This is a genomic window from Nocardiopsis codii (assembly GCF_036327455.1).
Taxonomy (GTDB): Bacteria; Actinomycetota; Actinomycetes; order Streptosporangiales; family Streptosporangiaceae; genus Nocardiopsis; species Nocardiopsis codii.
Genome location: NZ_JAUZMY010000002.1, coordinates 404,590 through 426,054, shown reverse-complemented (window position 1 = coordinate 426,054; position 21,465 = coordinate 404,590). Strand labels below are relative to the sequence as shown.

Annotated in this window: 21 protein-coding genes; 9 read left to right on the top strand and 12 right to left on the bottom strand. The window is 73.1% G+C overall.

Features of this window, described 5'->3' with window-relative positions; genetic code table 11:
* The first annotated feature begins 56 nt into the window (after nucleotides 1–56).
* Nucleotides 57–1,694 carry a PucR family transcriptional regulator gene (locus Q8791_RS03770; protein WP_330090119.1) on the top strand — a complete coding sequence of 546 codons (1,638 nt, stop codon included), beginning with the start codon at nucleotides 57–59 and terminating at the stop codon, nucleotides 1,692–1,694.
* A 160-nt stretch (nucleotides 1,695–1,854) separates the two neighbouring features.
* Here Q8791_RS03770 and Q8791_RS03765 read toward each other — a convergent pair whose 3' ends face one another.
* On the bottom strand, nucleotides 1,855–3,030 hold the full coding sequence (locus tag Q8791_RS03765) for a hypothetical protein (RefSeq protein WP_330090118.1): 1,176 nt from the start codon (nucleotides 3,028–3,030) through the stop codon (nucleotides 1,855–1,857).
* A gap of 377 nt (nucleotides 3,031–3,407) precedes the next feature.
* Here Q8791_RS03765 and Q8791_RS03760 point away from each other — a divergent pair, with 377 nt between their 5' ends.
* The 3 genes from Q8791_RS03760 (at nucleotide 3,408) to Q8791_RS03750 (ending at nucleotide 6,771) form a co-directional block, all read left to right on the top strand.
* Nucleotides 3,408–4,736, top strand: a complete 1,329-nt coding sequence (locus Q8791_RS03760) for a GAF domain-containing protein (RefSeq protein WP_330090117.1) — start codon at nucleotides 3,408–3,410, stop codon at nucleotides 4,734–4,736.
* A 119-nt stretch (nucleotides 4,737–4,855) separates the two neighbouring features.
* Nucleotides 4,856–6,379, top strand: a complete 1,524-nt coding sequence (gene adh / locus Q8791_RS03755; RefSeq protein ID WP_330090116.1) for an aldehyde dehydrogenase — start codon at nucleotides 4,856–4,858, stop codon at nucleotides 6,377–6,379.
* Nucleotides 6,379–6,771, top strand: a complete 393-nt coding sequence (locus Q8791_RS03750) for a DUF779 domain-containing protein (protein WP_330090115.1) — start codon at nucleotides 6,379–6,381, stop codon at nucleotides 6,769–6,771. Before adh ends, Q8791_RS03750 begins: the two co-directional genes overlap by 1 nt.
* 136 nt (nucleotides 6,772–6,907) lie before the next feature.
* Here the strand turns inward: Q8791_RS03750 and mnhG are convergent, their stop codons facing one another.
* The 6 genes from mnhG to Q8791_RS03720 are packed head-to-tail and all read right to left on the bottom strand — an operon-like array spanning nucleotide 6,908 to nucleotide 13,679.
* Nucleotides 6,908–7,315 carry a monovalent cation/H(+) antiporter subunit G gene (gene mnhG / locus Q8791_RS03745; RefSeq protein WP_330090114.1) on the bottom strand — a complete coding sequence of 136 codons (408 nt, stop codon included), beginning with the start codon at nucleotides 7,313–7,315 and terminating at the stop codon, nucleotides 6,908–6,910.
* Entirely contained in the window at nucleotides 7,312–7,632 is a 321-nt protein-coding gene (locus tag Q8791_RS03740; protein WP_330090113.1) for a monovalent cation/H+ antiporter complex subunit F, read from the bottom strand. The genes mnhG and Q8791_RS03740 overlap by 4 nt, the downstream gene beginning before the upstream one ends.
* A complete protein-coding gene (locus Q8791_RS03735) occupies nucleotides 7,629–8,243 on the bottom strand; it encodes a Na+/H+ antiporter subunit E (RefSeq protein WP_330090112.1) in 615 nt (204 codons plus the stop codon). The genes Q8791_RS03740 and Q8791_RS03735 overlap by 4 nt, the downstream gene beginning before the upstream one ends.
* The gene (locus tag Q8791_RS03730; protein ID WP_330090111.1) at nucleotides 8,240–9,898 is read right to left on the bottom strand and encodes a Na+/H+ antiporter subunit D; all 1,659 of its coding nucleotides are present in this window, start codon (nucleotides 9,896–9,898) and stop codon (nucleotides 8,240–8,242) included. Before Q8791_RS03730 ends, Q8791_RS03735 begins: the two co-directional genes overlap by 4 nt.
* Before the next feature lie 2 nt (nucleotides 9,899–9,900).
* On the bottom strand, nucleotides 9,901–10,731 hold the full coding sequence (locus Q8791_RS03725) for a Na(+)/H(+) antiporter subunit C (RefSeq protein ID WP_330090110.1): 831 nt from the start codon (nucleotides 10,729–10,731) through the stop codon (nucleotides 9,901–9,903).
* On the bottom strand, nucleotides 10,728–13,679 hold the full coding sequence (locus Q8791_RS03720) for a Na+/H+ antiporter subunit A (protein ID WP_330090155.1): 2,952 nt from the start codon (nucleotides 13,677–13,679) through the stop codon (nucleotides 10,728–10,730). The genes Q8791_RS03725 and Q8791_RS03720 overlap by 4 nt, the downstream gene beginning before the upstream one ends.
* Before the next feature lie 248 nt (nucleotides 13,680–13,927).
* On the opposite strand from Q8791_RS03720, the gene Q8791_RS03715 reads away from it, so the two are divergent.
* On the top strand, nucleotides 13,928–14,404 hold the full coding sequence (locus Q8791_RS03715; RefSeq protein ID WP_330090109.1) for a MarR family winged helix-turn-helix transcriptional regulator: 477 nt from the start codon (nucleotides 13,928–13,930) through the stop codon (nucleotides 14,402–14,404).
* Between the two features lie 107 nt (nucleotides 14,405–14,511).
* On the opposite strand, the gene Q8791_RS03710 is transcribed toward Q8791_RS03715, so the two are convergent.
* Nucleotides 14,512–14,928 (bottom strand): DMT family transporter, encoded by a 417-nt coding sequence (locus Q8791_RS03710; protein WP_456238145.1) that lies wholly within the window; start codon nucleotides 14,926–14,928, stop codon nucleotides 14,512–14,514.
* Nucleotides 14,925–15,683 carry an SDR family NAD(P)-dependent oxidoreductase gene (locus tag Q8791_RS03705; RefSeq protein WP_330090108.1) on the bottom strand — a complete coding sequence of 253 codons (759 nt, stop codon included), beginning with the start codon at nucleotides 15,681–15,683 and terminating at the stop codon, nucleotides 14,925–14,927. Before Q8791_RS03705 ends, Q8791_RS03710 begins: the two co-directional genes overlap by 4 nt.
* 173 nt (nucleotides 15,684–15,856) lie before the next feature.
* Between Q8791_RS03705 and Q8791_RS03700 the strand changes: the two genes are divergently transcribed.
* From Q8791_RS03700 to Q8791_RS03690, 3 genes are all read left to right on the top strand, one after another.
* Nucleotides 15,857–16,474, top strand: a complete 618-nt coding sequence (locus Q8791_RS03700; protein ID WP_330090107.1) for a TetR/AcrR family transcriptional regulator — start codon at nucleotides 15,857–15,859, stop codon at nucleotides 16,472–16,474.
* 214 nt (nucleotides 16,475–16,688) lie between these two features.
* Nucleotides 16,689–17,354 (top strand): ClpP family protease, encoded by a 666-nt coding sequence (locus tag Q8791_RS03695; RefSeq protein WP_330090106.1) that lies wholly within the window; start codon nucleotides 16,689–16,691, stop codon nucleotides 17,352–17,354.
* Entirely contained in the window at nucleotides 17,351–17,977 is a 627-nt protein-coding gene (locus Q8791_RS03690) for a ClpP family protease (protein ID WP_330090105.1), read from the top strand. The genes Q8791_RS03695 and Q8791_RS03690 overlap by 4 nt, the downstream gene beginning before the upstream one ends.
* A 193-nt stretch (nucleotides 17,978–18,170) precedes the next feature.
* Here Q8791_RS03690 and Q8791_RS03685 read toward each other — a convergent pair whose 3' ends face one another.
* Complete coding sequence (locus tag Q8791_RS03685) at nucleotides 18,171–18,569, bottom strand: helix-turn-helix domain-containing protein (protein WP_330090104.1); 399 nt, start codon at nucleotides 18,567–18,569, stop codon at nucleotides 18,171–18,173.
* 356 nt (nucleotides 18,570–18,925) lie between these two features.
* Here Q8791_RS03685 and Q8791_RS03680 point away from each other — a divergent pair, with 356 nt between their 5' ends.
* Nucleotides 18,926–19,189, top strand: a complete 264-nt coding sequence (locus Q8791_RS03680) for a GlsB/YeaQ/YmgE family stress response membrane protein (RefSeq protein WP_330090103.1) — start codon at nucleotides 18,926–18,928, stop codon at nucleotides 19,187–19,189.
* Nucleotides 19,190–19,267: 78 nt separating this feature from the next.
* Here Q8791_RS03680 and Q8791_RS03675 read toward each other — a convergent pair whose 3' ends face one another.
* On the bottom strand, nucleotides 19,268–20,182 hold the full coding sequence (locus Q8791_RS03675; RefSeq protein ID WP_330090102.1) for a Gfo/Idh/MocA family protein: 915 nt from the start codon (nucleotides 20,180–20,182) through the stop codon (nucleotides 19,268–19,270).
* A gap of 91 nt (nucleotides 20,183–20,273) precedes the next feature.
* Nucleotides 20,274–21,410, bottom strand: coding sequence for a galactokinase (galK, locus tag Q8791_RS03670; protein ID WP_330090101.1), 1,137 nt, complete (start codon nucleotides 21,408–21,410; stop codon nucleotides 20,274–20,276).
* Nucleotides 21,411–21,465 lie beyond the last annotated feature (55 nt).

Sequence of the window (21,465 nt, the reverse complement as noted above, 5' to 3'; positions counted from 1 at the left end):
CCGTGACCTGTTTTTGTGCACTCGCGACAACATCACGGTGGGAGGGGGAGCGGGAGATGATCAACCTCGACCGGCTCGTCAACGTGCTGGGCGGGTACGGCGCCCGCCTGGTCGGCGCGGAGGGCCTGCGCCGCAGGGAACTGCGCAGCGTCGCCATGCACGACCCGACCGACGACGCCCCGCCCCTGGGCGACGCGTTCCTCGCGGTCGGCGTGGACTCCGCGGGCGAGGCCGTCCACCTCGCCGAGCAGGCCCGCGCCACCGTCGTCCTCCTCCGCTCCGCCACGGACCCCGGGGAGGACGTGCGCGCACACCTGCGGGAGCGCGGACTGGCCCTCCTCGTCGTCGACCCCGCCGTGTCGTGGAGCCAGATCTCCGGCGTCGTCTACGGGCTCGTGTTGGAGGGCCGCGAGACCGAGGCCGGGCGCGGACCCAGCGACCTGTTCACCCTGGCGGACACCGTCGCCGCCGAGGTCGGCGGACCCGTCACGATCGAGGACCGGGCCTCCCGCGTCGTCGCCTACTCCGCCTCCCAGGGGGACACCGACCGCGTGCGCAGGGCCACGGTCGTCGACAGGGCGGTCCCGGCGCAGGTCCGCGAACGGCTCGACGCAGACGGGGTGTTCGCCGGGTTGGCGTCCTCCGCCGAGCCCCGCTTCGTGCCGGGAGTGCCAGAACTCGGGTTGGGCGGGCGCACCGCCGCGCCGATCAGGGTGGGTCGCGAGCTGCTCGGGTCGCTGTGGGTGGTGTGCGACGCCCCGCTGGGCGCCGAGCGCTCCCGCGCACTGCGGGAGGGGGCGCACACCGTGGGGCTGCACATGCTGCGCGCCAGGGTGAGCAGCGACCTGGAGCGGCAGGTGGAGTCGGAGTCGGTGATCGACCTGCTGGAGGGTTCGGCGGATCCGGCCCAGGCGGCCGGCCGCCTCGGGCTGCTCGCCACCGGCCTGCGGGTGATTGCCTTCCAGGCGTGGGCCAGAACCGAGCCGGAGGCGGCGATACTGCACCTGTTCGAGCAGGTCACCACAGGTTTCGGGTGGTCGCGGCCCGGGCGCAGCACCCTGCTAGGCACGACCGTGTACACGGTGCTGCCGTGTGGGAACGACCCCTCACCGGCCGTGGAGTGGGTGCGGTCGACGGTGCGCGGACTGCCGGACCAGCTGGGGGTCGTCGCCGGGGTGGGAGGCGCGGCGGACCCGGCCGGGCTCCCTGCCAGCAGGCAGGAGGCGGACGAGTGCCTGACCCTGCACGCCCAGGGCGTGCCGGGAGCGGCGGACCGGCGGGAGGCGCGGGTACGGCCGGGAGCCGGGCCGGGCACTCCGGGCGGTGCGGGGCCGGTGGTCTACGACGACGCCTGGCACGCGGTGCTGCTCCGCCGACTGAGACTGGTGGCGGAGGCGGGGAGACTGCCCACGCGCAACCCCGTCGTGGACCTGGCGCGCCACGACGCCGAGCACGGGACGGACTACGCGCGCACCCTGCGGGCGTGGTTGTACGTGCACGGAGACCTGGGGCGGGCGGCGGAGCTGCTGGAGCTGCACCCGAACACGGTGCGGTACCGGCTGCGCCGCATGGGCGGGGTCGCGGACCTGCCGCTGGACGACCCGGAGGCCAGGGTGGCGATGACCATCGCGCTCGCCGCACTGGTGGACGACCCGCCGGACCTCCCGGCCGGGCACCGCTCCCCGCACGCGTGAGGCGGTGCGGCGACCGGACGCGGGCCGGTCGGCCCCGGACCGGCGGACGTCCGCACTCACCGCCGCGCCGGTGGGCGGACGGGACACCCGCCCGCGCCGTCGGACACGGAAGGGGCCCGGCCTCCGGAGAGCGCTCCGCGGGCCGGGCCCCTCGCCGCCGTCACTCCGGCCGGGGCCGGTGCTCCCCGTCAGGGGGAACGATGGTGACGCCGTAGCCCTGGTAGCGCGCGTCCTCGACCGCGGGTGCGGGGCCGGGCGGGGGACCGGCCGGTGCGGACGGCCCCGGCCCGGGGCCCTGCCCGCCGCCGGGCGCATCGGCCGCCCTCCGCGAGGCCTCCTCGCGCAGGCGGCGCTCGCTCCGGCCCCGCCTGACCGCCGTGACGACGAGGATCGTCGTCCCGGCGACGACCCCGGCCAGGGTCGTCAGGACCAGGGCCGCGATCCCGGAGTTCCGGCGGGAGTGCGCGGCCTCCGCCGTGGCCGTGTCGCCCACGGCGTAGGAGACGCCGGCGTCCCCGTCACAGACGAGCGTGTACTCGCCCGGCGTGGGGGTGTCGATGGTCTCGACCAGCTTCCAGCCGTCGGACTCGTAGACGACGCCGGGGAAGCTGAAGGGGTACTCGTGCGCGGAGCTCCCCTCCAGTTCGCAGTCGTAGTGGAAGGAGGCGTCGCCGGGCGACACCCACAGCCCCCAGGCCGCCGTTTCGCCCTCGGCCACCTCGAAGGTGATGCTGCCGCGGGTCTCGACCTCCCCGGCGAAGTCCGGGAGCGCGCTGCCGGAGGACATCACGGCCCACATCGCGACGGCTCCCACCACGATCCCGCCCGGGACGGCCAGCCCGCCGAACCAGAACCACCGGGCGCGCGGGCGCACCGCTCCCGGGTCGATCCGCGGCCGGAACGGGGGAGGGGGCGGCCCCCCGTGGACGGGTCCCGCCCCGTACGCGGCGTGCCCCCCGTACGCGCCCTGCTGCGGGTGCGGGCGCGGGTACCGCGCACGGCGCAGGGCCGCGATCCGGGAGGAGCGCACCAGGAAGACGACCAGGAGGGCGGTCATACCGACGAAGAAGCCGAGGATCGGTGTGACGATCCCGAAGAAGATCTCCGCGGGGCTGTCGTCCTCGGGCGCCAGGAGGAGGATGCCGAAGGCCAGGGTGACGGGGAAGATCAGGCCGCCCACCCAGTACCAGTGCCTGCCCGGGCGCACCGCGGGTTCGGGGGCGGCGGGCGCCGGCCCGCCCTCCGTCGGGACGGCGCCGCCCGGGGGCCGCTGCGGGGCGGGCTCGACCACGCTGTACGGGGGCGGGGGAGGGGTCGGGGGGTGAGGAGAGGACATGGCTCGCATTGTGCCACTCAGTGACGACAGGGGTCCGTTTTCCGAACAACGAGGGGCCGTTCGGATCCGATCCGGGCGGTCCGCGGGGTGTCGGCCCCCGAACCCGGACGCGCGGTCGGTACGTCGGCACCCCGTGGACGGCGGCGGCCAGGGCCGGGGCCGCCCCGCACCGGCAGGCCCCTCTCCCGCCCTCCGGGGACCGGCACCCTCCGTGCCCCGGTCCGGCCGCGCCGGGACGAGGGACGCCGCCCCGGTCCGGCGCCCGGCCGTTCTCACGGATCCACTTGTCAGGAGGGGCGGGCACGGATTCAATCGAGGATGTCGGGGCGGGGCACGCCGGAACGGCCGCCGCCGTCCCGACGAAGGGGAGCGCCGTGATGTCCGGGACGTGGAACGCGTGGTCGTGGGACGCCGATCCCGAAGCCGTGTGCCGGGACGTGGCCGCCGCCCACGAGCGCTTCACCGACTCCGGCCGGGTCAGCGGCCCCGTCAGGGCCGTCGTCGGAGAGTCCTGGCTGCGCAGCGTCCTGCACGGCGTCGACCCCGACACCACCGTGCCCCGGATCGAGCTCACCGGCCATGCCCTGCGCGACCACCGCGACGCCCACCCGCTGGCCGCCGCCATGCCGCTGCTGCGCAGGCTCCTGGTCGACGCGGCCCCCGGGCCGCAGATCGTCGCGGTCGGCGACGCCTCCGGACGCCTGATGTGGGTGGAGGGAGACCACGTCCTGCGCGCCAGGGCGGAGGCCGTGCACTTCGTCGAGGGCGCCAACTGGCACGAGCGGTCCGCCGGGACCAACGCCCCCGGCACCGCCCTCGCGGTCGACCACGAGGTCCAGGTGTTCGAGAGCGAGCACTTCGCGAGGGGGGTGCAGCGCTGGAGCTGCTCGGCCGCGCCCCTGCACGATCCCGCCACCGGTGCGGTCCTGGGCGTCCTCGACATCACGGGGGAGCAGCACCTCGCCTCTCCGCAGGCCCTGGCGCTGGTGCGAACGGCGGCCGCCGCCGTGGAGATGGAACTGCGCGCCCTGCGGCTCAGCGGGCGCCCATCACCCCTCCGGCCCACGGGCACGCGCGCCCCCGGCGACGAGGGAGGGGCGCACCCGTCACCGGACGCGGGGACGGTCCCGTCCCCCGGGCCGGTGCTGCGGGTCCTGGGGCGGGAGGGGGCGGGGCTCGTCCTCGACGGCCGGGAGGTGGAGCTGAGCATCCGCCACTCCGAGATCCTCCTCCTGCTCGCACGCAGCCCGCGCGGCCTGACCGGTGAGGAGCTCGGAGCCAGGCTGCACGAACGCGACGCCTCGCCGGTCACCGTCCGCGCGGAGATGTCCCGGCTGCGCCGCCTGCTCGGTCCGGGCATGCTCGCGTCACGCCCCTACCGGCTGCTCCGCACCCCGGCCACCGACATCGACGAGGTACGGCGCCACCTGGCGGAGGGCTCCTACCGGAGGGCGCTGGAGCTCTACTCCGGGCCGGTCCTCCCCCGCTCGGAGGCGCCGGGGGTCGCGGAGATCCGGGACGGCCTCCAGGCGGAGGTGTGCGAGGTGCTCGGCGCGAACGCCCCGCCGAGTGTGCTCCTGGCCTGGTCGGAGGACCCCGAGTGGCGCGACGACCCCCGTGTGGTGACCGCGGCGCTGCGCTCCCTCGACCCCGGGTCCCCCCGGCACGCCGCCCTCCGGGGCAGGCTGCACTGGCTCGGCCGCTGACCCCGGTACACGCCGCAACGTGGTCGCAACGTCGTTGTGACTAGCGTCACGGCCCTCAGCTCTCTCCCTGAAGCGTTCGCCCGGCCACTGCCGGTGACCGCGTGAAGAAGGAGGCCTCCATGACGGTCTACGCTCCCCCCGGACAGCCCGGCAGCATCGTCGAGTACGCCCCGCGGTACGACAACTGGATCGGCGGAACCTGGGTCAAGCCCGTCCGGGGACGCTACTTCGAGAACCCGACTCCGGTGACCGGGCAGACCTTCACCGAGATCGCCCGCAGCGGGGCCGAGGACGTCGAACTCGCCCTCGACGCCGCCCACGGGGCCGCACCCGCCTGGGGCCGCACCTCGCCCGCCGAGCGGGCCGTCGTCCTCAACCGGATCGCCGACCGGATCGAGGAGAACCTGGAGCGGCTCGCCGTCGCGGAGTCCTGGGAGAACGGCAAGCCCGTCCGCGAGTGCCTGGCCGCCGACCTCCCGCTGGCCGTGGACCACTTCCGGTACTTCGCCGGCGCGATCCGCGCGCAGGAGGGGCACAACTCCCAGATCGACGGCGACACCGTCGCCTACCACTTCCAGGAGCCCCTGGGAGTGGTCGCGCAGATCATCCCGTGGAACTTCCCCCTGCTCATGGCCACCTGGAAGCTCGCGCCCGCGCTCGCCGCGGGCAACGCCGTGGTCCTCAAACCCGCCGAGCAGACCCCGGCGTCCATCCTGCTCCTCGTCGAGCTGGTCGCCGACCTGCTGCCGCCGGGCGTCCTCAACGTGGTCAACGGCTTCGGCGTGGAGGCGGGCAAACCGCTGGCCGGAAGCTCCCGGATCCGCAAGGTCGCCTTCACCGGTGAGACCACCACCGGGCGCCTGATCATGCAGTACGCGTCGGAGAACCTCATCCCGGTCACCCTGGAGCTGGGAGGCAAGAGCCCCAACATCTTCTTCGCCGACGTCGCCTCCGCCACGGACGCGTACTACGACAAGGCGCTGGAGGGCTTCACGATGTTCGCCCTCAACCAGGGCGAGGTCTGCACCTGTCCGTCCCGCGCACTCGTCCAGGGCTCCGTCTACGACCGGTTCATGGGCGACGCCCTGGACCGGGTCGGGAAGATCGTGCAGGGCAACCCGCTCGACACCGCCACCATGCTCGGAGCGCAGGCCAGCAACGACCAGCTGGAGAAGATCCTCTCCTACATCGACATCGGTCGGCAGGAGGGCGCCGAGGTGCTCACCGGGGGCGAGAGGGTCGACCCGGGCGGGGAGCTGTCCGGCGGCTACTACGTCGCTCCGACCGTGTTCGCGGGCCGGAACGACATGCGCATCTTCCAGGAGGAGATCTTCGGCCCCGTGGTGTCCGTCGCCCGCTTCGACGACTACGACGACGCCCTCAAGATCGCCAACGACACCCTGTACGGGCTGGGCGCGGGGGTGTGGACGCGCGACGGCAACACCGCCTACCGGGCCGGCCGCGACATCCAGGCCGGGCGTGTGTGGGTGAACAACTACCACGCCTACCCCGCGCACGCCGCGTTCGGCGGCTACAAGCAGTCGGGGATCGGCCGCGAGAACCACAAGATGATGCTCGACCACTACCAGCAGACCAAGAACCTGCTGGTCAGCTACTCGGACCAGGCGTTGGGGCTCTTCTGATGGCCGCCTCCGGCGGCGCGGAGCCGGAGCGGGTCGCCGTCACCGAGGCGGCGGCCTCCCTGCTCCGCGAACTGCGCGACGAACACGGACCGCTCATGTTCCACCAGTCCGGCGGGTGCTGCGACGGCAGCTCACCGATGTGCTATCCGGCGGGGGAGTTCCGCACGGGGGACGCGGACGTCCACCTGGGCGACCTGGACGCGGGCACGCCCGAACCGGTACCGGTGTGGATGTCCCGCTCGCAGTTCGCCGTGTGGAGCCACACCCACCTGACCATCGACGTCGTCCCGGGGCGGGGTGCGGGCTTCTCCCTGGAGGCGCCGACGGGGCACCGGTTCCTCATCCGTTCGAGGCTGATGACCGACGGGGAGGCCGAGAGCCCCACCCGGTGAACCCGTGCGCGCGGACGCCCGTCCGCGCGCACGCACGGCCGCCCGCTGGGGCGCGGTGGGCGGCACGCGGAACGGCCCGGGAGGTCACCCTCCCGGGCCGTTCCCGTGTCCGGTGCGGACCGGAGCCCGCCCCGGATCAGGCCTCCGTGTCGGGGGTCCTCCCGCCGGCGTCCGCGCGGCGCTTGGCCTCCAGCCTCTCGGCCAGCTCGTCCCGGACGATCAGGTCCTCGCGGATGCGCCCGGTCCGGTAGCCCACCCGGGCCGCGATGTGACCGGCCACGGGGACCGTCACGACCTGGAAGAGGCCCACCAGGAGCAGGGTCCCGACGTTGAACACGTTGGTCTCCTCCGGGATCAGCCGGATGCCGATGCCGACCAGGACCAGCAGGAGCCCCAGCACCTGGGGCTTCGCCGCTGTGTGCATGCGGGAGAGCAGGTCGGGGAAGCGGATCAGGCCAACCCCCGCCACCAGGGAGAGCAGAGCCCCGGCCAGCAGGCACAGGATCGCGATCCAGTCCAGGACGGCGACGAGCTGGTCGCTCATGACGACCTCCCCTCCTCCGGCGACGGGTCCACCGGTTCGGTCGGCGTGGCCACGTGCTCCTCGGGCCGCCGGGCGACGAACTTCGCGATGCTGATCGACCCGATGAAGCCCAGCAGCGACAGCACCAGCAGGGTCGGCAGGACCGTCGGGTCACGGTGGAAGGCCGCGTAGGCGCCGATGCCGGTCAGCGTCGAGGCGAGCAGCACGTCCACGGACAGCGCACGGTCGAGGATGCTGGGGCCGATCACCATCCGGATCACGCCCAGCAGGACGGCCGCCGCGAGCAGGAGGCCGATGGTGATCCACAGGACGTTCACGCGTCCTCCCCTCGGGTGGCGTCCGTCCGCCCGGAGCGGAGCGCGTCGACGTCCTCACGGGTGCCCAGGGCCTTCACGATGCGCTCCTCCAGGTTCCAGATGTCCTGCCGGCCCTCCTCGATGCCCTTCTCGTCGTCCGCGCCGAGCAGGTGCACGTACAGGACGTGGTTCGGCTGGGAGACCTCGACGATGACGCTGCCGGGGATGATCGAGCTGGCGATCGCGGTGCACACCAGCATCAGGTCGGAGCCGGTCCGCAGCGGTACCGCGACGACCGAGCTGCGCACCGTGCCGGGGGTGAGCGTCTGCAGGGTCACCCGGAAGCTGGCCACGGCCATCCTGCCAGACACGAACACCAGCATGCGGAGCAGGTACAGCGGCCGGAACCGGAACCCCGGGGTGATCGGGGGGAGCGGGAAGACCAGCATGATCAGCACCGACACGAGGAACCCCAGGACCAGCAGCCCGAGGGACTCGAAGCGCGGCTGGAAGCCGTCGAACAGCAGCAGCCACACCAGCGTCATGCCGAGCGCCACCGGAACCTGGACCTTGCCCAGACGCCGGCGCAGCGCGTTCATGCCCATCTTCTTCTTCGTCTTCAGGTCGATCATCGGTCGCCTCCGAGAACCGCCTCGACGTAGGGGGTCCGGGCGATCAGCTCCACCGCGGCCTCCGACGAGTACTGGATCAGCGGGCCCGCGAACACGGTCAGTGCCAGGCCGAACGCGACCAGGGCGACCGTGGCGCCGACCATGCTCTTGGGCAGGACCACGGACGTCACGACCGGACCCGCCAGGGTCGAGGTGTCGCCCAGGCGGGAGGACGGGCCGACCGCCTCGCCCGGGCCCAGGGCCGCGGTCGACGCGTCGTCGGCCTCGACGTCCTCCAGCACGGTGCCGGGCTCGGCCACCATGCCCTCGGAGGGGGTCCGCCAGAACGCGTAGTTCCACACCCGCGCGATCACGTACAGGGTGAGGAGGCTGGTCAGGACCGACGCCGCGACGAGCGTGTACGCGAGCGGCGTGCCCGCGTCGACACCGGCCTGGAGCAGGCCGATCTTGCCGAGGAAGCCCGACAGCGGCGGGATGCCGCCCAGGTTCATCGCGGGGATGAAGAACAGGACCGCCAGCACCGGCGCGATCCGCCCCAGCCCGCCCAGCTGGTCCAGCGACGTCGATCCGCCGCGGCGTTCGATGAGCCCCGTGACCAGGAACAGCGTGGTCTGCACGGTGATGTGGTGCGCGACGTAGAACACCGCCCCGGCGAGGCCGTGCTCGCTGCCGAGCGCCACACCGAACAGCATGTAGCCGATATGGCTGATCAGCGTGAACGACAGCAGACGCTTGATGTCGGTCTGCGCGACCGCGCCGAGGATGCCCATGATCATGGTCGCCAGGGCCACCCACATGAGCAGGTCGTTGAGGACCTGGCCCGGGAAGAACAGCGTCTGCGCGCGGATGATCGCGTACACGCCCACCTTGGTGAGCAGGCCCGCGAACACCGCCGTGACCGGCGCGGGGGCGGTCGGGTAGGAGTCGGGAAGCCAGGCCGCCAGCGGGAAGACCGCCGCCTTGATGCCGAACGCGAACAGCAGCATCACCTGGAGGACGACCCTGAGGTCCGGGGAGATCTCCGGGAGCCGCTCGGCGAGCTGCGCCATGTTGACCGTGCCCGTGGCGCCGAAGATCAGCGCGATGGCGATCAGGAACAGCACCGACGACACCAGCGACACGACCACGTAGATGGCGCCCGCCCGCATCCGGGACTGGGTGCCGCCCAGGGTCAGCAGCACGTAGCTGGCGGTCAACAGGATCTCGAACCCGACGTACAGGTTGAACAGGTCACCGGCGAGGAAGGCGTTGGAGACGCCGGCCACCAGGATCAGGTAGGTGGGCTGGTACACCGACAGCGGCGCGACCTCGGCCTTGCCCGCCATGCCCTGGCCGATCGAGTAGACGAGCACGGCGAGCGTGATCGCCGCCGAGACCGTCACCATCAGCGCGGAGAGCTGGTCGGCGACCAGGGTGATGCCGATCGGCGCCTCCCAGCCGCCCACCTGCACGGCCTGCGGGCCGAACTCGGACGCGCCCAGCATCAGCGCGAAGCCGATGAGCAGCACCAGCGCCAGGGAGATGACGCTCAGCCACTGCTGCACCCTCGGCCAGCGGATGCCGAGCGCCAGCTTGACCCCGGCCGCGAACAGCGGGAGCACCACCGGCAGGGGAATGAGGTAGTGCACGAAACCGACGAGGTATTCCCCATCCATGATCAGTCACTCCCTTGCAGGTCGCTGTCCTCGGCGCGGGCCAGGCGCTCACGCTCGGCCGACATGGTCTGGCGTGCCTGGCGCCGCTGCGAGCGGATGCGGCGGCGCAGCTCGCGCCACAGTTCGCGCTCGGCGGCCCGGTCGGCCCGGCGGTGCTCGCGCAGCCGCCTGCGGCCCATGCGGATGCGCCCGCGCAGCTCCTGCACCTGGGCGGTCATGCTCTCCGTGCGGTCGGTCAGACGGCGCATGGTCTCCTGCGACTGCTCGTCCGGCCCGCTCTCCTCGGCCTCGACCTCGTAGCGGGCCAGTTCGGCCTGGGCCGCCGCGATCTCCGCCTTGATGCGGGCCTGCTCGGCCAGCTCCTGGGCGTCGGCGGCGGCGATGGTCGCCTGGAGTTCGGCGCGCTGGCGGCGGATGTCGGCCTGGAGCCTGCGCCGCTCCTTGGCGAAGCGCTGCCGCACCGCGCGGCGGCCCTCGCCCTGCACGATCCTGATGTCCTCGGCGTCGTCCTGGACCTCGTCGTTGCCTTCGAGCTGCCAGTTCCGGTACGCCATCGCCAGCAGGAACGCGGTGATGCCGAGGGTGATGACGATCGCCGTCAGGATCATCGCCTGGGGCAGCGGATCGGTCATCTCCTCCGGCTCGGCCAGCCACAGGATCGGCGGCTGGCCGGGCTCTCCCGCCATGGACAGGATCATCAGGTTGACGCCGTTGCTCATCACGATGAAGCCGAGCAGTACACGGGTCAGGCTGCGCTCCAGCAGGAGCACGACCCCCACGGCGACGAGTACGCCGACGAGGATGACGAGGATCAGGCTGGGTGACTCGTTCACGAGGTGACCTCCTCGGCCCGTGCGGGCGCTCCGGCCCCGGTCGCCTCTTCCGCGTGGGCGGCGTCCCGTTCGATCTGTTCGTCGATACGGGCGCCGAGGCTGCGCAGGATGTCCAGGATCAGGCCGATCACCAGCAGGTACACGCCGACGTCGAAGAGCATGGACACGGTGACGTGGGCTTCGCCCAGGATCCAGAAGTCGATGTAGGCGTCGCCTCCCGCGAGGACGTCGGTGCCGAAGATCGCCCCGCCCAGAGCGGTGCCGGTGGCCAGCGCCAGCCCGGCGCCGATGAGGGCGCCCGGCTGTACCCACGCCGTGGCGTACAGCTCGAACCTGCCCCCGGCGAGGTAGCGGACGATGAACGCCAGACCGGCGACGATGCCGCCCGCGAAACCGCCGCCGACCGCCGTGTGGCCGGTGAGCAGCAGGTACACGGAGATGACCATGATCACCGGGAAGAGGAAGCGCGAGACGACCTCGAAGATGACCGATCGCCGCTCGGTGGGCAGCGCGTCGGCCCCCGGGAGCCAGGCGTTGTTCCACCGGGGCTTGATGTGGAGGCTGTCCGGCGCCATCCGCAGGTTCCCCAGGTCGATCTTCCCCTGTCCGGTGGACGGCTCCGGGGCCTTGGTGACCGACACCGCCATCACGCCGCCCGGCGCCTTGCGGGGCTGGACGCGGCGGCGCACGAACATCAGGCTGGCGACACCGGCGGCAGCGGCGGCGAGCACCGAGATCTCGCCCATGGTGTCCCACGCGCGGACGTCGACCAGCAGCACCGAGATGATGTTGTAGCCGCCGGCCTCCTCGGCCGCGGCGGGGTACCCCTCGGAGACCGAGGGCGCCTGCCGCGCCGCGAGGGCGTACCAGGTCATCGCGGCGACCAGGACACCGGTGGCGGTGCCGATGGCCATGTTCCACACCCGGCGTCCGCGCAGGGCGGGCGCCGAGAAGTGGGAGGGGAGCCGGCGCAGCACCAGGACGAAGACCACCAGGCTGACGGTCTCCACCAGGAACTGGGTGAGCGCGATGTCCGGCGCGCCCATCAGGTAGAAGAGGGCGGCGATGCCGTAGCCGCCGGTGCCGACGAGGATCACCGCGAAGAGCCGCCGCCGTACGAACAGCGTGAGCAGGGCCGTGCCGGCGATGATCACCGCGGGGATGACCTGGACCGGGGTGTCCCAGAAGCGGACCTCGGGGTGCGGTCCCTCCCAGATGCGGCCGCTGATCATCCACCAGCCCGCGGCGACGACGAGGGAGACCAGGATGGTGCCGAGGTAGACCGGCAGCGAACCGCGCTGGGTCCGTCCGGTGACCTGCAGCGCCAGGTTCTCCAGCGCCGCGAGCATCCGGCGGTAGACCCGGTCCGGCTCGACGACGGAGGTGCGGACGCCGATCCACACGACCTGGTGGCGGAAGTAGAACAGCACCAGGCCGCCGACGACGCAGACCGCGGACAGCAGGAGCGGCAGCTCCAGGCCGTGCCACAGCGCCAGGTGCGTGGCGTACGCGCCGGGCGCGAGGGGGACCGTGTCCGCGTAGTGGGCGAGGAGGATGTCCAGCGCGTGGGAGAGCGGGCCTCCCAGGAGGCTGAGCGCCGCCATGATCGCGGCGGGCGCCAGGAAGAGTGCTCCGGGCGCGTGCACCGGTGTGGCCGGGACGTCCTCCTTGACGGCGAACGCGCCCCACAGGAAGCGCAGGCTGTAGGCGACCGTGAGGGTGGAGCCCACGACCAGGCCGATGAGGGCCGGGGTGGCGAAGGAGCCGCCCTCGGTGAACGCGCCGAAGGCGAGTTCCTTGGCGGCGAAGCCGAGGGTGGGGGGCAGGCCCGCCATCGAGGCGAGCGCCACGACCGAGATCCAGAAGGTCGCGGGCATGGAGGTGCGCAGCCCCGAGAGCTCCCGGAGGTCGCGGGTTCCGGTGCTGTGGTCGATGATGCCGACCACGAGGAACAGGGGCGCCTTGAACAGCGAGTGCGCGATGAGCATCGCGATGCCGGCCAGGGCGGCGGCGCGGGTCCCGGTGCCGAGCAGGGCGATGAGGAAGCCGAGTTGGCTGATGGTGCCGTAGGCCAGGACGAGCTTGAGGTCGTACTGGCGGAGCGCCTTCCAGCCCCCGAGGAGCATGGTGAGCACGCCGAAGAACAGCGCCGAGTAGGTCCAGACGGCGGAGTCCGGGAACGCCGGGGTGAGCCGGGCGACCAGGTAGACGCCGGCCTTGACCATGGCCGCGGCGTGCAGGTAGCCGGAGACCGGCGTGGGGGCGCGCATGGCGGCGGGCAGCCACAGGCTGAACGGGAACAGCGCCGACTTGGACATCGCGCCGACCATCACCAGGGCGAGCGCCACGTTGACCACGGTGCCCGAGGGCGGGGCCGCGACGATCTCGGAGATCACGTAGGTCCCGGCGGCCTCGCCGAGCATGATCATGCCGACCAGCATGGCCAGGCCGCCGAACGTGGTGACGGTCAGGGCCGTCATCGCCGAGCGGCGGCTCTCCTTGAGCTCCGTGTTGTGCCCGATGAGCAGGTAGGAGAAGACCGTGGTCAGCTCCCAGTACACGAAGAGCTGGATGAGGTCGTCCGCGAGGACGAGGCCGAGCATGGCCCCGGCGAAGGCGACGAACACCCCGGCGAAGCGGCCGAGGCCGGGTTCGGAGTCGTTGAAGTAGCGGGCGCAGTAGACCAGGATCAGGGTGCCCACGCCCGCGGCGATGAGCGTCATGACCAGGCCGAGCGTGTCCATGTACAGACCGAGCCGGAGAGAGAACTCGGGGGCCCACTCGACGGCGGTCGACAGTTCACCGCCGCGCAGGACGGTGGGCATCTGGAGGAGGGCCCAGACCGTGGACGCGCCGGGGACGACGGCGAGGGCGAAGAACGCGTTGCGGCCCCACTGGCGTACCAGTAAGGGTGCGATCGCCGCTGCGATGAAATGCGCGATCAGCACTGTTGTCAATGCGCCCCTCCCGGACCGGTCCGGGCCCGCCCGGTTCCGGGCGGACTTCCAGTGCCCCCTACGGCGGTCCTCTTCGTCCACATTCGGACGCATGAACGGGGTGTCGCTACGGTTTGCGGGGGCATGGATGCTTATGAACTTGCGTGCCCAAGCTATTTAATAGTTAGACTACACAAACGTCAAACCACCGCGCGGGTCGGAGGACCCGCGGCGCCCGCCCAGCCTGCGAGGACCGTTTCGTGCCCGACGAGACCCACGAGCCCAGTGCCGAGCAGCCAAGTGCCGAGCTCGAAGAGTTCCAGCGTGCCTGGACCGAACTGATCAACGCGGCGATACACGCGCGCTCCCGCAGCGGGCACGGACATCGGGGTGCCGAAGAACTCACGTTGACGCAGGCTCTGCTCATGGAGGCGGTACGGGGCATGGACAGCCCGAGCGTCGGGGCCGTCGCCCAGATCGTGGGCGTTTCCTCTCCTTCCGCCACCCGCATGATCCAACAGCTGGAGCGCAAGGGCATGATGGCGCGCCGTCGCTCGGAACGTGACGAACGGAGCACGGTGGTCGCCCTCACAGAGGAGGGTGAGAGAGTCCTCGCCATCCGCCGCAAGGAGATGGAGCGCAAGCAGCGGCAGGTCTTCGACGCCATAAGGCCGTCCCTGCGGCCCACCGTGCTCACGCTCCTGCGGGACCTGCGCGCGGCGGTGGACGACACCTGATCCGCCCCGCCCGGGGACGCATACGAGGGACCGGTTCCCCTTGCCGGGAGGAACCGGTCGCCGCCGCGGGGGCGGCGGGCGCGCGGGTGCGGCCCGTGGGGAAGGGCTCAGCCGGAACCCCCGGAACCCTCCTGTGCCCCCTCGTGCGATGCGCGCGACACGGCGGCGGGCTGCCGCCCCTCCACGAGGTGCAGTCCGGCGACACCGGCCAGGATCAACAGGACGAAGCCGAGCCGCAGCGGGCTGACGGCCTCCCCGAGGACCGCGATCCCGGCCAGGACCACCCCGGCCGCGCCGAGCCCGACCCACACCGCGTACGCCGTGCCGACGGGGAGGTCGCGCAGCGCCAGGGAGAGCAGTGTGAAGCTCGTCGCGGCGGCGCCGATCGCCAGCACGCTCGGCCACAGCCGGGTGAAGCCGTGCGACTCCTTCATCGCCAGCGCCCACACCACCTCCAGGGCGGCGGCGACCAGGAGGAGCAGCCAGGAGAGAGGAAGCCAGTCGGGCGGGTGCGGTGCGCTCACGCGTTCGCCCCGGCGTCGACCAGGATCGATGTCCCGGTGATGCTGCGCCCGCCCGGGCCGGCCAGGTGGGCCACCGACGCCGCCACGTCCTCCGGGTCGGCGTAGCGGCCGAGTGCGGTCAGTGCCCGCTCGGCGTCGGCGCCGGGTCCGTCCGCCGGGTTCATCTCGGTGTCGGTGGACCCCGGGTGCACGAGGTTGACGGTGATGCCCCGCGGGCCCAGCTCCCGTGCCAGCGAGTGGGTCAGTCCCACCAGGGCCGCCTTGCTCGTCGTGTACAGGGTGGCCTCCGGCAGGGAGGCGCGCTCGCTCAGGTTGCTCCCGACGCTGATGATCCTGCCGCCCGTCCCCATGTGCCGGACGGCGGCCTGGGCGGCGACGAACGCGGCGCGGGCGTGCACGGCCATCACCCGGTCGAACTCGGCCGCGGTGGCTCCGTCGAAGGGACCGAAGACGGCGGTCCCCGCGTTGTTCACCAGGATGTCCGGGCCTCCCAGGTGTGCGTGGACGCGCTCCACGGCGTCGCGGACCTGGGCCGGGTCGGCGGAGTCGGCCCGGAGGGCGAGGGCGCGGACCCCGGTCGCCTCGGTGTCGCGGACCAGCGCGTCGGCGCGCTCCCTCGCGTGGAGGTAGGTGAACGCCACGTCGGCGCCGTCGGCGGCGAGTCTGCGGACGATCGCGGCGCCGATCCCGCGGCTGCCGCCGGTGACGAGGGCGACCCGTCCTGCGAGGGGTGTCCGAGTGCTGTCGTGTGCCATGCCGGGCTCCTGTGTGGGTGGATGCGGTGGATGCGATGGGTGGGGCGGTGCGCAGGGGGAGGGCCCCTGCGGCGATAATAAGTGGAATTAATTCCACTTACAAGGGGGTGGCGGAGGTCTGGCTATACTCGCCGCGTGTTCGCAGGTCACCAGGAATCCCCGGAGACGGCTCCGTGAGCGGCCCCGCGCCCCGGCGCCGGGCGCTCCCCATGGCGGGGGCCGGCCGCCCCGAGCGCGCCGACGCCGCGCGCAACCGCCGCGCCCTCGTCGCCGCCGCCCGCGAGCTCCTCGCCGAGCACGGCACGGGCGGACTCACCCTGGAGGCCGTGGCCGCCCGCGCGGGCACCGGCGTCGGCACGGTCTACCGGCGCTTCGGCAACCTGGCCGGACTCACCCACGCGATGGTCGACTCCCAGGAGTACGAGTTCCAGCGCGGCTTCCTGGAGGGCCCGCCGCCCCTCGGACCGGGAGCTCCGCCCCTCGACCGGCTGCACGCCTTCGCCGACGCCTTCGTCGACCGCCTGGAGGACCAGGCCGAACTCCTCGCCGTCGCCGAGACCGCCTCCCCCGAGGCCCGCTACCGGAGCGGGGCCTACGCCGCGCACCACGCGCACCTGGTCTCCCTGGCCGCGGAACTGCGCCCGGACGCCGACCCCGCCTACCTCGCCGACGCCCTGCTCACGCCTCTGGAGGCCGCGCTCTACCTGCACCAGCGGCGGGTGCGGGGGATGGCCGAGGAGCGGATCCGCGCCGGGGTGCACGAGGTGGTCGCCCGCCTCGCCCGCACCTGAGGCCGCCACACCCGGATCCACGACGAGGGCGGCTCCCCGCCGGCCCCGGGAGGCCGGGCGCTCCCGGCCGGCCCGGGCGCACGGGCCGGGTCTGCCAGGGGCAGATCTGCGGCGGGCCGAAACAGTGGAAGCCGCAGGGGCCGCCGCCGCAGGCTGGAACCACCGGCCGGGCGGGCGACCACCCCGCACCCGAGTGCCGGATGAGGAGGGTTCCATGTCCATCCACGCACTGCCCGCCGCCTCGCACGAGGTGGCGGGCGCGGCCTTCGACGACCAGATGGCGGCGCGCCTGATGCGCAGCCGCATCGTGCTCCTGGGCACCCAGGTCGACGAGACGAGCGCGAACCGCGTCTGCGCACAGCTGCTCCTGCTCGCCGACGAGGACCCGCACAAGGACATCACGCTGGCCATCAACAGCCCCGGCGGAGTCGTCTCCGCCGGCCTGGCCGTCTACGACACGATGAACTTCGTGCCCAACGACGTGTCCACCCTGGTCATGGGGTTCGCGGCGAGCATGGGCCAGTTCCTGGCCTGCGTCGGCGCGCCCGGCAAGCGCTACAGCCTCCCGCACGCCCGCATCATGATGCACCAGCCCAGCGGGGGCCTCGGCGGGACCGCCGCCGACATCGCCATCCAGGCGGAGAACCTCGCGCACACCAAGCAGACCATGGTCCGGCTGATCGCCCGGCACACCGGGCAGACGGAGGAGACCGTCTCCAGGGACCAGCACCGCGACGCCTGGTTCACGGCGGAGGAGGCGCGGGACTACGGGTTCGTCGACCACGTCGTCACGTCGGTGTCCGAGGTCGCCGGCAGCGGCATCCGGCTGGGCGCGCACGCCCCCGGCTTCGCCACGGGCACGACGGGAGGAGCACGATGAGCGGGCGGTACACGGTGCCGATGGTGGTGGAGCGCACGCCCCACGGCGAACGGTCCTTCGACGTCTTCAGCCGGCTCCTGTCGGAGCGGATCGTCTTCCTGGGCACGCCGATCGACGACGACGTCGCGAACGTGATCATGGCGCAGATGCTCCACCTCGACTACGAGTCCAGCGACGCCGACATCCAGCTGTACATCAACTCCCCGGGCGGCTCGAACACCGCGCTGACCGCCGTCTACGACACCATGCGGTTCGTGCGCGCCGACGTCGCCACGGTGTGCATGGGCCAGGCCGCCTCCGCGGCGGCGGTCCTCCTCGCGGCGGGCGCGCCGGGCAAGAGGCTGGCCCTGGAGCACGCGAGGGTCCTGCTGCACCAGCCCTCCGGGGAGGGCCAGGGCGTCGCCGCCGACCTGGAGATCCAGGCGGGCGAGATCCTGCGGGTGCGCTCACAGGTGGAGGGGATCCTGGCCCGGCACACGGGGCAGTCGGTGGAGCGGCTGCGCGCCGACACCGACCGGGACAAGATCTTCACCGCACGGCAGGCCGTGGAGTACGGCCTGGTGGACGGGATCATCACCACGCGCGAGACCGCGCCGAGGGCAGTGGAGGCCGCGCAGGCGTGAGGAACGGGGGCCTTCGGGCCCCGGCGGACCGGGCGCCGCCCCCCGGAGCCGGTCCGCCGGGGCCCGGGTGATCCTGCGCAGGCGGGTTCGCGGAGTGCGCGAACCCGCCGGGGGCGTCGGGGCGACGCCGGGTCCGGGAGGACACCGGGGAGCAGGTGGAGCGGGCGGAGCGGGTGGTCCCCGAGGACGCCCGTCAGGCGGCCAGGGACATGATCCGGGCCTGGTGCGCGGGGGCTCCGACGGGAACCGTCCGCGCGGGCCGGTAGTCGCCCAGCCGGCCGCCTGCCCGCTGGAGCGGCGCCGCCACGGTCCGCTCGTACATCGCGGCGAGCACGTCGGCCATGCTCAGGCCGAGGGAGCGGTACACGGCGGCGAGGACCTCGGAGGAGGCCTCCTTGCGCCCGCGCTCGATCTCGGACAGGTAGGGGAGCGAGACCTGGGAGTCCTCCGCCACCTCGCGCAGGGTCCGGCCCTGCTCGGTCCGGGTCCGCCGCAGGAGGTCGCCGATGAGGTCGCGCATGAGCGGCTCCGGCGGTTCCTGGGCGCGGTGACCCCGCCGGGCCTCGTCCAAGGAGCGTAGGACGTCGGTCATCGGGGCCTCCCGGTGGGTGAACGGTGGTCTCCCCCGAGCGTACGCCGCGCCCGGCCCGGCGGGGAGGGAGCCGGGGCCCTTCTGCGGACGGCAGAACCTCGCGGAGAGGACCGGCGGCGCGGCCGGCTCCGTGCCGCCGGCCCGGTCGGCGTGCGGGCTCGGCCGCCGTGCGCCGCGCCTCCCCCGGACCCCTGGCGCCCGGCCTTCGGCGCCCCTGAGGACACCCGATTCCGATGCTTTTGCGTGGAGAGGGGGCAAAAAATGCGGCAAAAGACTAGTTCAGGGGATGTACTGGCCGCGTTTTCCCTTCCCGGCAGCGGGAACGGGGGGAGGGCATCCACGTCAGGGAGGAACCTGTGGCTATCACCGGAATCATCAGTGCGATCATCATCGGCCTCATCATCGGAGCGCTGGGCCGCCTCATCGTTCCCGGAAAGCAGCACCTGCCGATCTGGCTCACCCTGCTCCTCGGTATCGTCGCCGCCTTCCTCGGCGGCTGGATCGGGGCGATGATCTGGGACCAGTTCCTGTTCATCCTGGTCATCCAGGTCCTGGTCGCCGCCGGAATCGTCTACCTGGCGGACGGGATGTACTCCAAGAACGCGAGGGGAACCGCCTGACCGCACCCGTCCCGGCCGGGGTGCCCGGCCGGGACGGAGCGGAGCCGCGGCTCCCATGAGCGTCGGGCCACCGGGCTCCTACCCGGTGGCCTCGTCCACGCCCACGGCCCGTCCCAGGGACACCGACCTCTCGGCGGCCTCCAGCACAGCGACCACGTCCCGTCCGAAGCGCACGTCGCACGGTTCGTCCGCGCCCCCGACGACCTGGGCGGACAGCCGGTCGACGGCCGCTCCGAACGCCTCCACCGCGGTCCGGTCGCCGCCCGGGACCGGGACCCAGCCCCGTTCGCCGTGCAGGACGATCTCGAAGGTCTTCGCCTCCGGTGCGGCGTCCAGGGTGACCGCGAACGAACCGACGGCCCCGTCCTCGTGCTGGGTGAGCAGGTGCGTGGTGTGCCGGGGGCCGGCCAGGGCCGTCACCCGCGTGACCGGGCCGAGCACCGGGAGGACCACCGACAGCACGTGCGGCCCCACGTCCCACAGGCCGCCCCGCTCCCTGCGCCAGGGAGAGGCGCCGTACGGGTTGCCCGGTTGGAAGATCGACGCGAACAGGGTCGCCCGGACGCCGTGCCACCCGCCCTCGGCGGCGGCCGAGCTCACGAACTCCTCGACGGTGTCGGAGAAGCGGTTCGTGAAGAACACCACCGACGCCAGCCCCCGCGCGGCGACCTCGGCGGCGAGTTCGCCGGCCGCCGCGGACGACAGCGCCACCGGCTTGTCGAGCAGGAGGTGCTTCCCGGCCCGGGCCGCGCGCAGTGCCAGGTCGGCCTGCACGTCGGGCGGCAGGGCGATCGCCACGGCGTCCACGTCGGCCAGCAGCGCGTCGACGTCGTCGTACGCGCGGGCGCCGTAGCGGTCGGCGAGCGCCGCGGCCTTGGCCGGGTCACGGCCCCACACCCCGGCGAGGGTGGCGTCGGGGTGCGCGTCCAGCGCGGCGCCGTGCGTCTCCGCCGCCCAGTAGCCCGTGCCCAGCAGTCCGAACCTGAGGCCCATGCCGTTCTCCCTTGTTCTGGATCAGCCGCCATTGTCCATGGAAGCGCTCCCGGCCTCCTCGGCCGGACCCCCTCCCACGGAACGGGCGGGCTCAGGCGACGCGACGGGCCCCGGCGGAGGGGACCGCCTCGAAGACCGCCGGTTCTGCGAAGCCCCGCTCCCGGTAGGCCTCCCGCACCGTCTTCACACAGGTCCGCACCGCGTCGGCCCCGACGAGGACGATCACGCACCCGCCGAACCCCCCGCCGGTGATCCGCGCGCCCAGGGCGCCGGCGGCCAGGGCGGCGTCCACCGCGGTGTCCACCTCGGGCACCGTGACCTCGTAGTCGTCGCGCAGGGAGGCGTGGGAGGCGGTGAGCAGCGGACCGACCGCGCGCACGTCGCCCGAGCGGAGCAGCGCGACGGCGTCGAGCACCCGCGCGTTCTCGGTCACCACGTGGCGCACCCGTCGGCGGGACAGGTCGTCGGGCAGGGCCGACAGGGCCCCCGGCAGGTCGGTGACGTCGCGCAGGGCCGCCACCCCCAGGGAGCGGGCGGCCTCCTTGCAGGCCCGGTGGCGGTCGGCGTAGTGGCCCTCCACCAGCCGGTGCGGCGCGCGGGTGTCGACCACCAGCAGGGAGAGCCCGTGCGCGTCGGGGGCGAAGGGCACCTGCTCGGTCTCCATGGTGCGGGTGTCCATGAAGAGGGCGTGGCCCTCGGTGGACAGCATGGACGCGGACTGGTCCAGGATCCCGCAGGGCATCCCCACGAAGTCGTTCTCCACCCGCTGGGCCAGGCGGATCACCCGGTCGGGGGCGAGTTCCGTGCCGTGCAGCGAGGCCGCCGCCATGACGACCGCGCACGTGAGCGCGGCCGACGAGGACAGGCCCGCGCCGGTCGGGACGGTGCTGTCCACCAGCAGGTCCAGCCCGCCCACGGGGTATCCCCCGTCCCGGAGGACCCACAGCGCCCCCGCGGGGTAGGCGGCCCACCCCTCCACCGCCCCGGGGACCAGCTCGGACAGCGAGGCGCCGAACTCCCCGGCGGCCTGCCGGGACCGGAAGCGCACCGCGCCGTCCGGGCGCCGGGAGGCGGCGGCCGTCAGCGCGAGGGGGAGGGCGAACGGAAGCACGAACCCGTCGTTGTAGTCGGTGTGCTCCCCGATGAGGTTGATGCGGCCCGGTGCGGTCCACACCCCTTCCGGCCCGTGGCCGAACGCCGCGCGGAACGCGGACGACACGTCGCTCATGTGGTGGTGCCCTCTCGTCTGTCGGCGGCCTCGCGCCCCGTCCTCCGCGATCCCC

Excerpts from the sequence above, each read along its gene's own strand:
- galK (WP_330090101.1), bottom strand. The coding sequence starts at position 21,410 with ATGAGCGACGTGTCGTCCGCGTTCCGCGCGGCGTTCGGCCACGGGCCG.
- Q8791_RS03690 (WP_330090105.1), top strand. The coding sequence starts at position 17,351 with ATGAGCGGGCGGTACACGGTGCCGATGGTGGTGGAGCGCACGCCCCAC.
- Q8791_RS03675 (WP_330090102.1), bottom strand. The coding sequence starts at position 20,182 with ATGGGCCTCAGGTTCGGACTGCTGGGCACGGGCTACTGGGCGGCGGAG.
- Q8791_RS03750 (WP_330090115.1), top strand. The coding sequence starts at position 6,379 with ATGGCCGCCTCCGGCGGCGCGGAGCCGGAGCGGGTCGCCGTCACCGAG.
- Q8791_RS03695 (WP_330090106.1), top strand. The coding sequence starts at position 16,689 with ATGTCCATCCACGCACTGCCCGCCGCCTCGCACGAGGTGGCGGGCGCG.
- Q8791_RS03730 (WP_330090111.1), bottom strand. The coding sequence starts at position 9,898 with ATGGATGGGGAATACCTCGTCGGTTTCGTGCACTACCTCATTCCCCTG.
- Q8791_RS03770 (WP_330090119.1), top strand. The coding sequence starts at position 57 with ATGATCAACCTCGACCGGCTCGTCAACGTGCTGGGCGGGTACGGCGCC.
- adh (WP_330090116.1), top strand. The coding sequence starts at position 4,856 with ATGACGGTCTACGCTCCCCCCGGACAGCCCGGCAGCATCGTCGAGTAC.
- Q8791_RS03685 (WP_330090104.1), bottom strand. The coding sequence starts at position 18,569 with ATGACCGACGTCCTACGCTCCTTGGACGAGGCCCGGCGGGGTCACCGC.
- Q8791_RS03735 (WP_330090112.1), bottom strand. The coding sequence starts at position 8,243 with ATGATCGACCTGAAGACGAAGAAGAAGATGGGCATGAACGCGCTGCGC.
- mnhG (WP_330090114.1), bottom strand. The coding sequence starts at position 7,315 with ATGAGCGACCAGCTCGTCGCCGTCCTGGACTGGATCGCGATCCTGTGC.
- Q8791_RS03760 (WP_330090117.1), top strand. The coding sequence starts at position 3,408 with ATGTCCGGGACGTGGAACGCGTGGTCGTGGGACGCCGATCCCGAAGCC.
- Q8791_RS03765 (WP_330090118.1), bottom strand. The coding sequence starts at position 3,030 with ATGTCCTCTCCTCACCCCCCGACCCCTCCCCCGCCCCCGTACAGCGTG.
- Q8791_RS03705 (WP_330090108.1), bottom strand. The coding sequence starts at position 15,683 with ATGGCACACGACAGCACTCGGACACCCCTCGCAGGACGGGTCGCCCTC.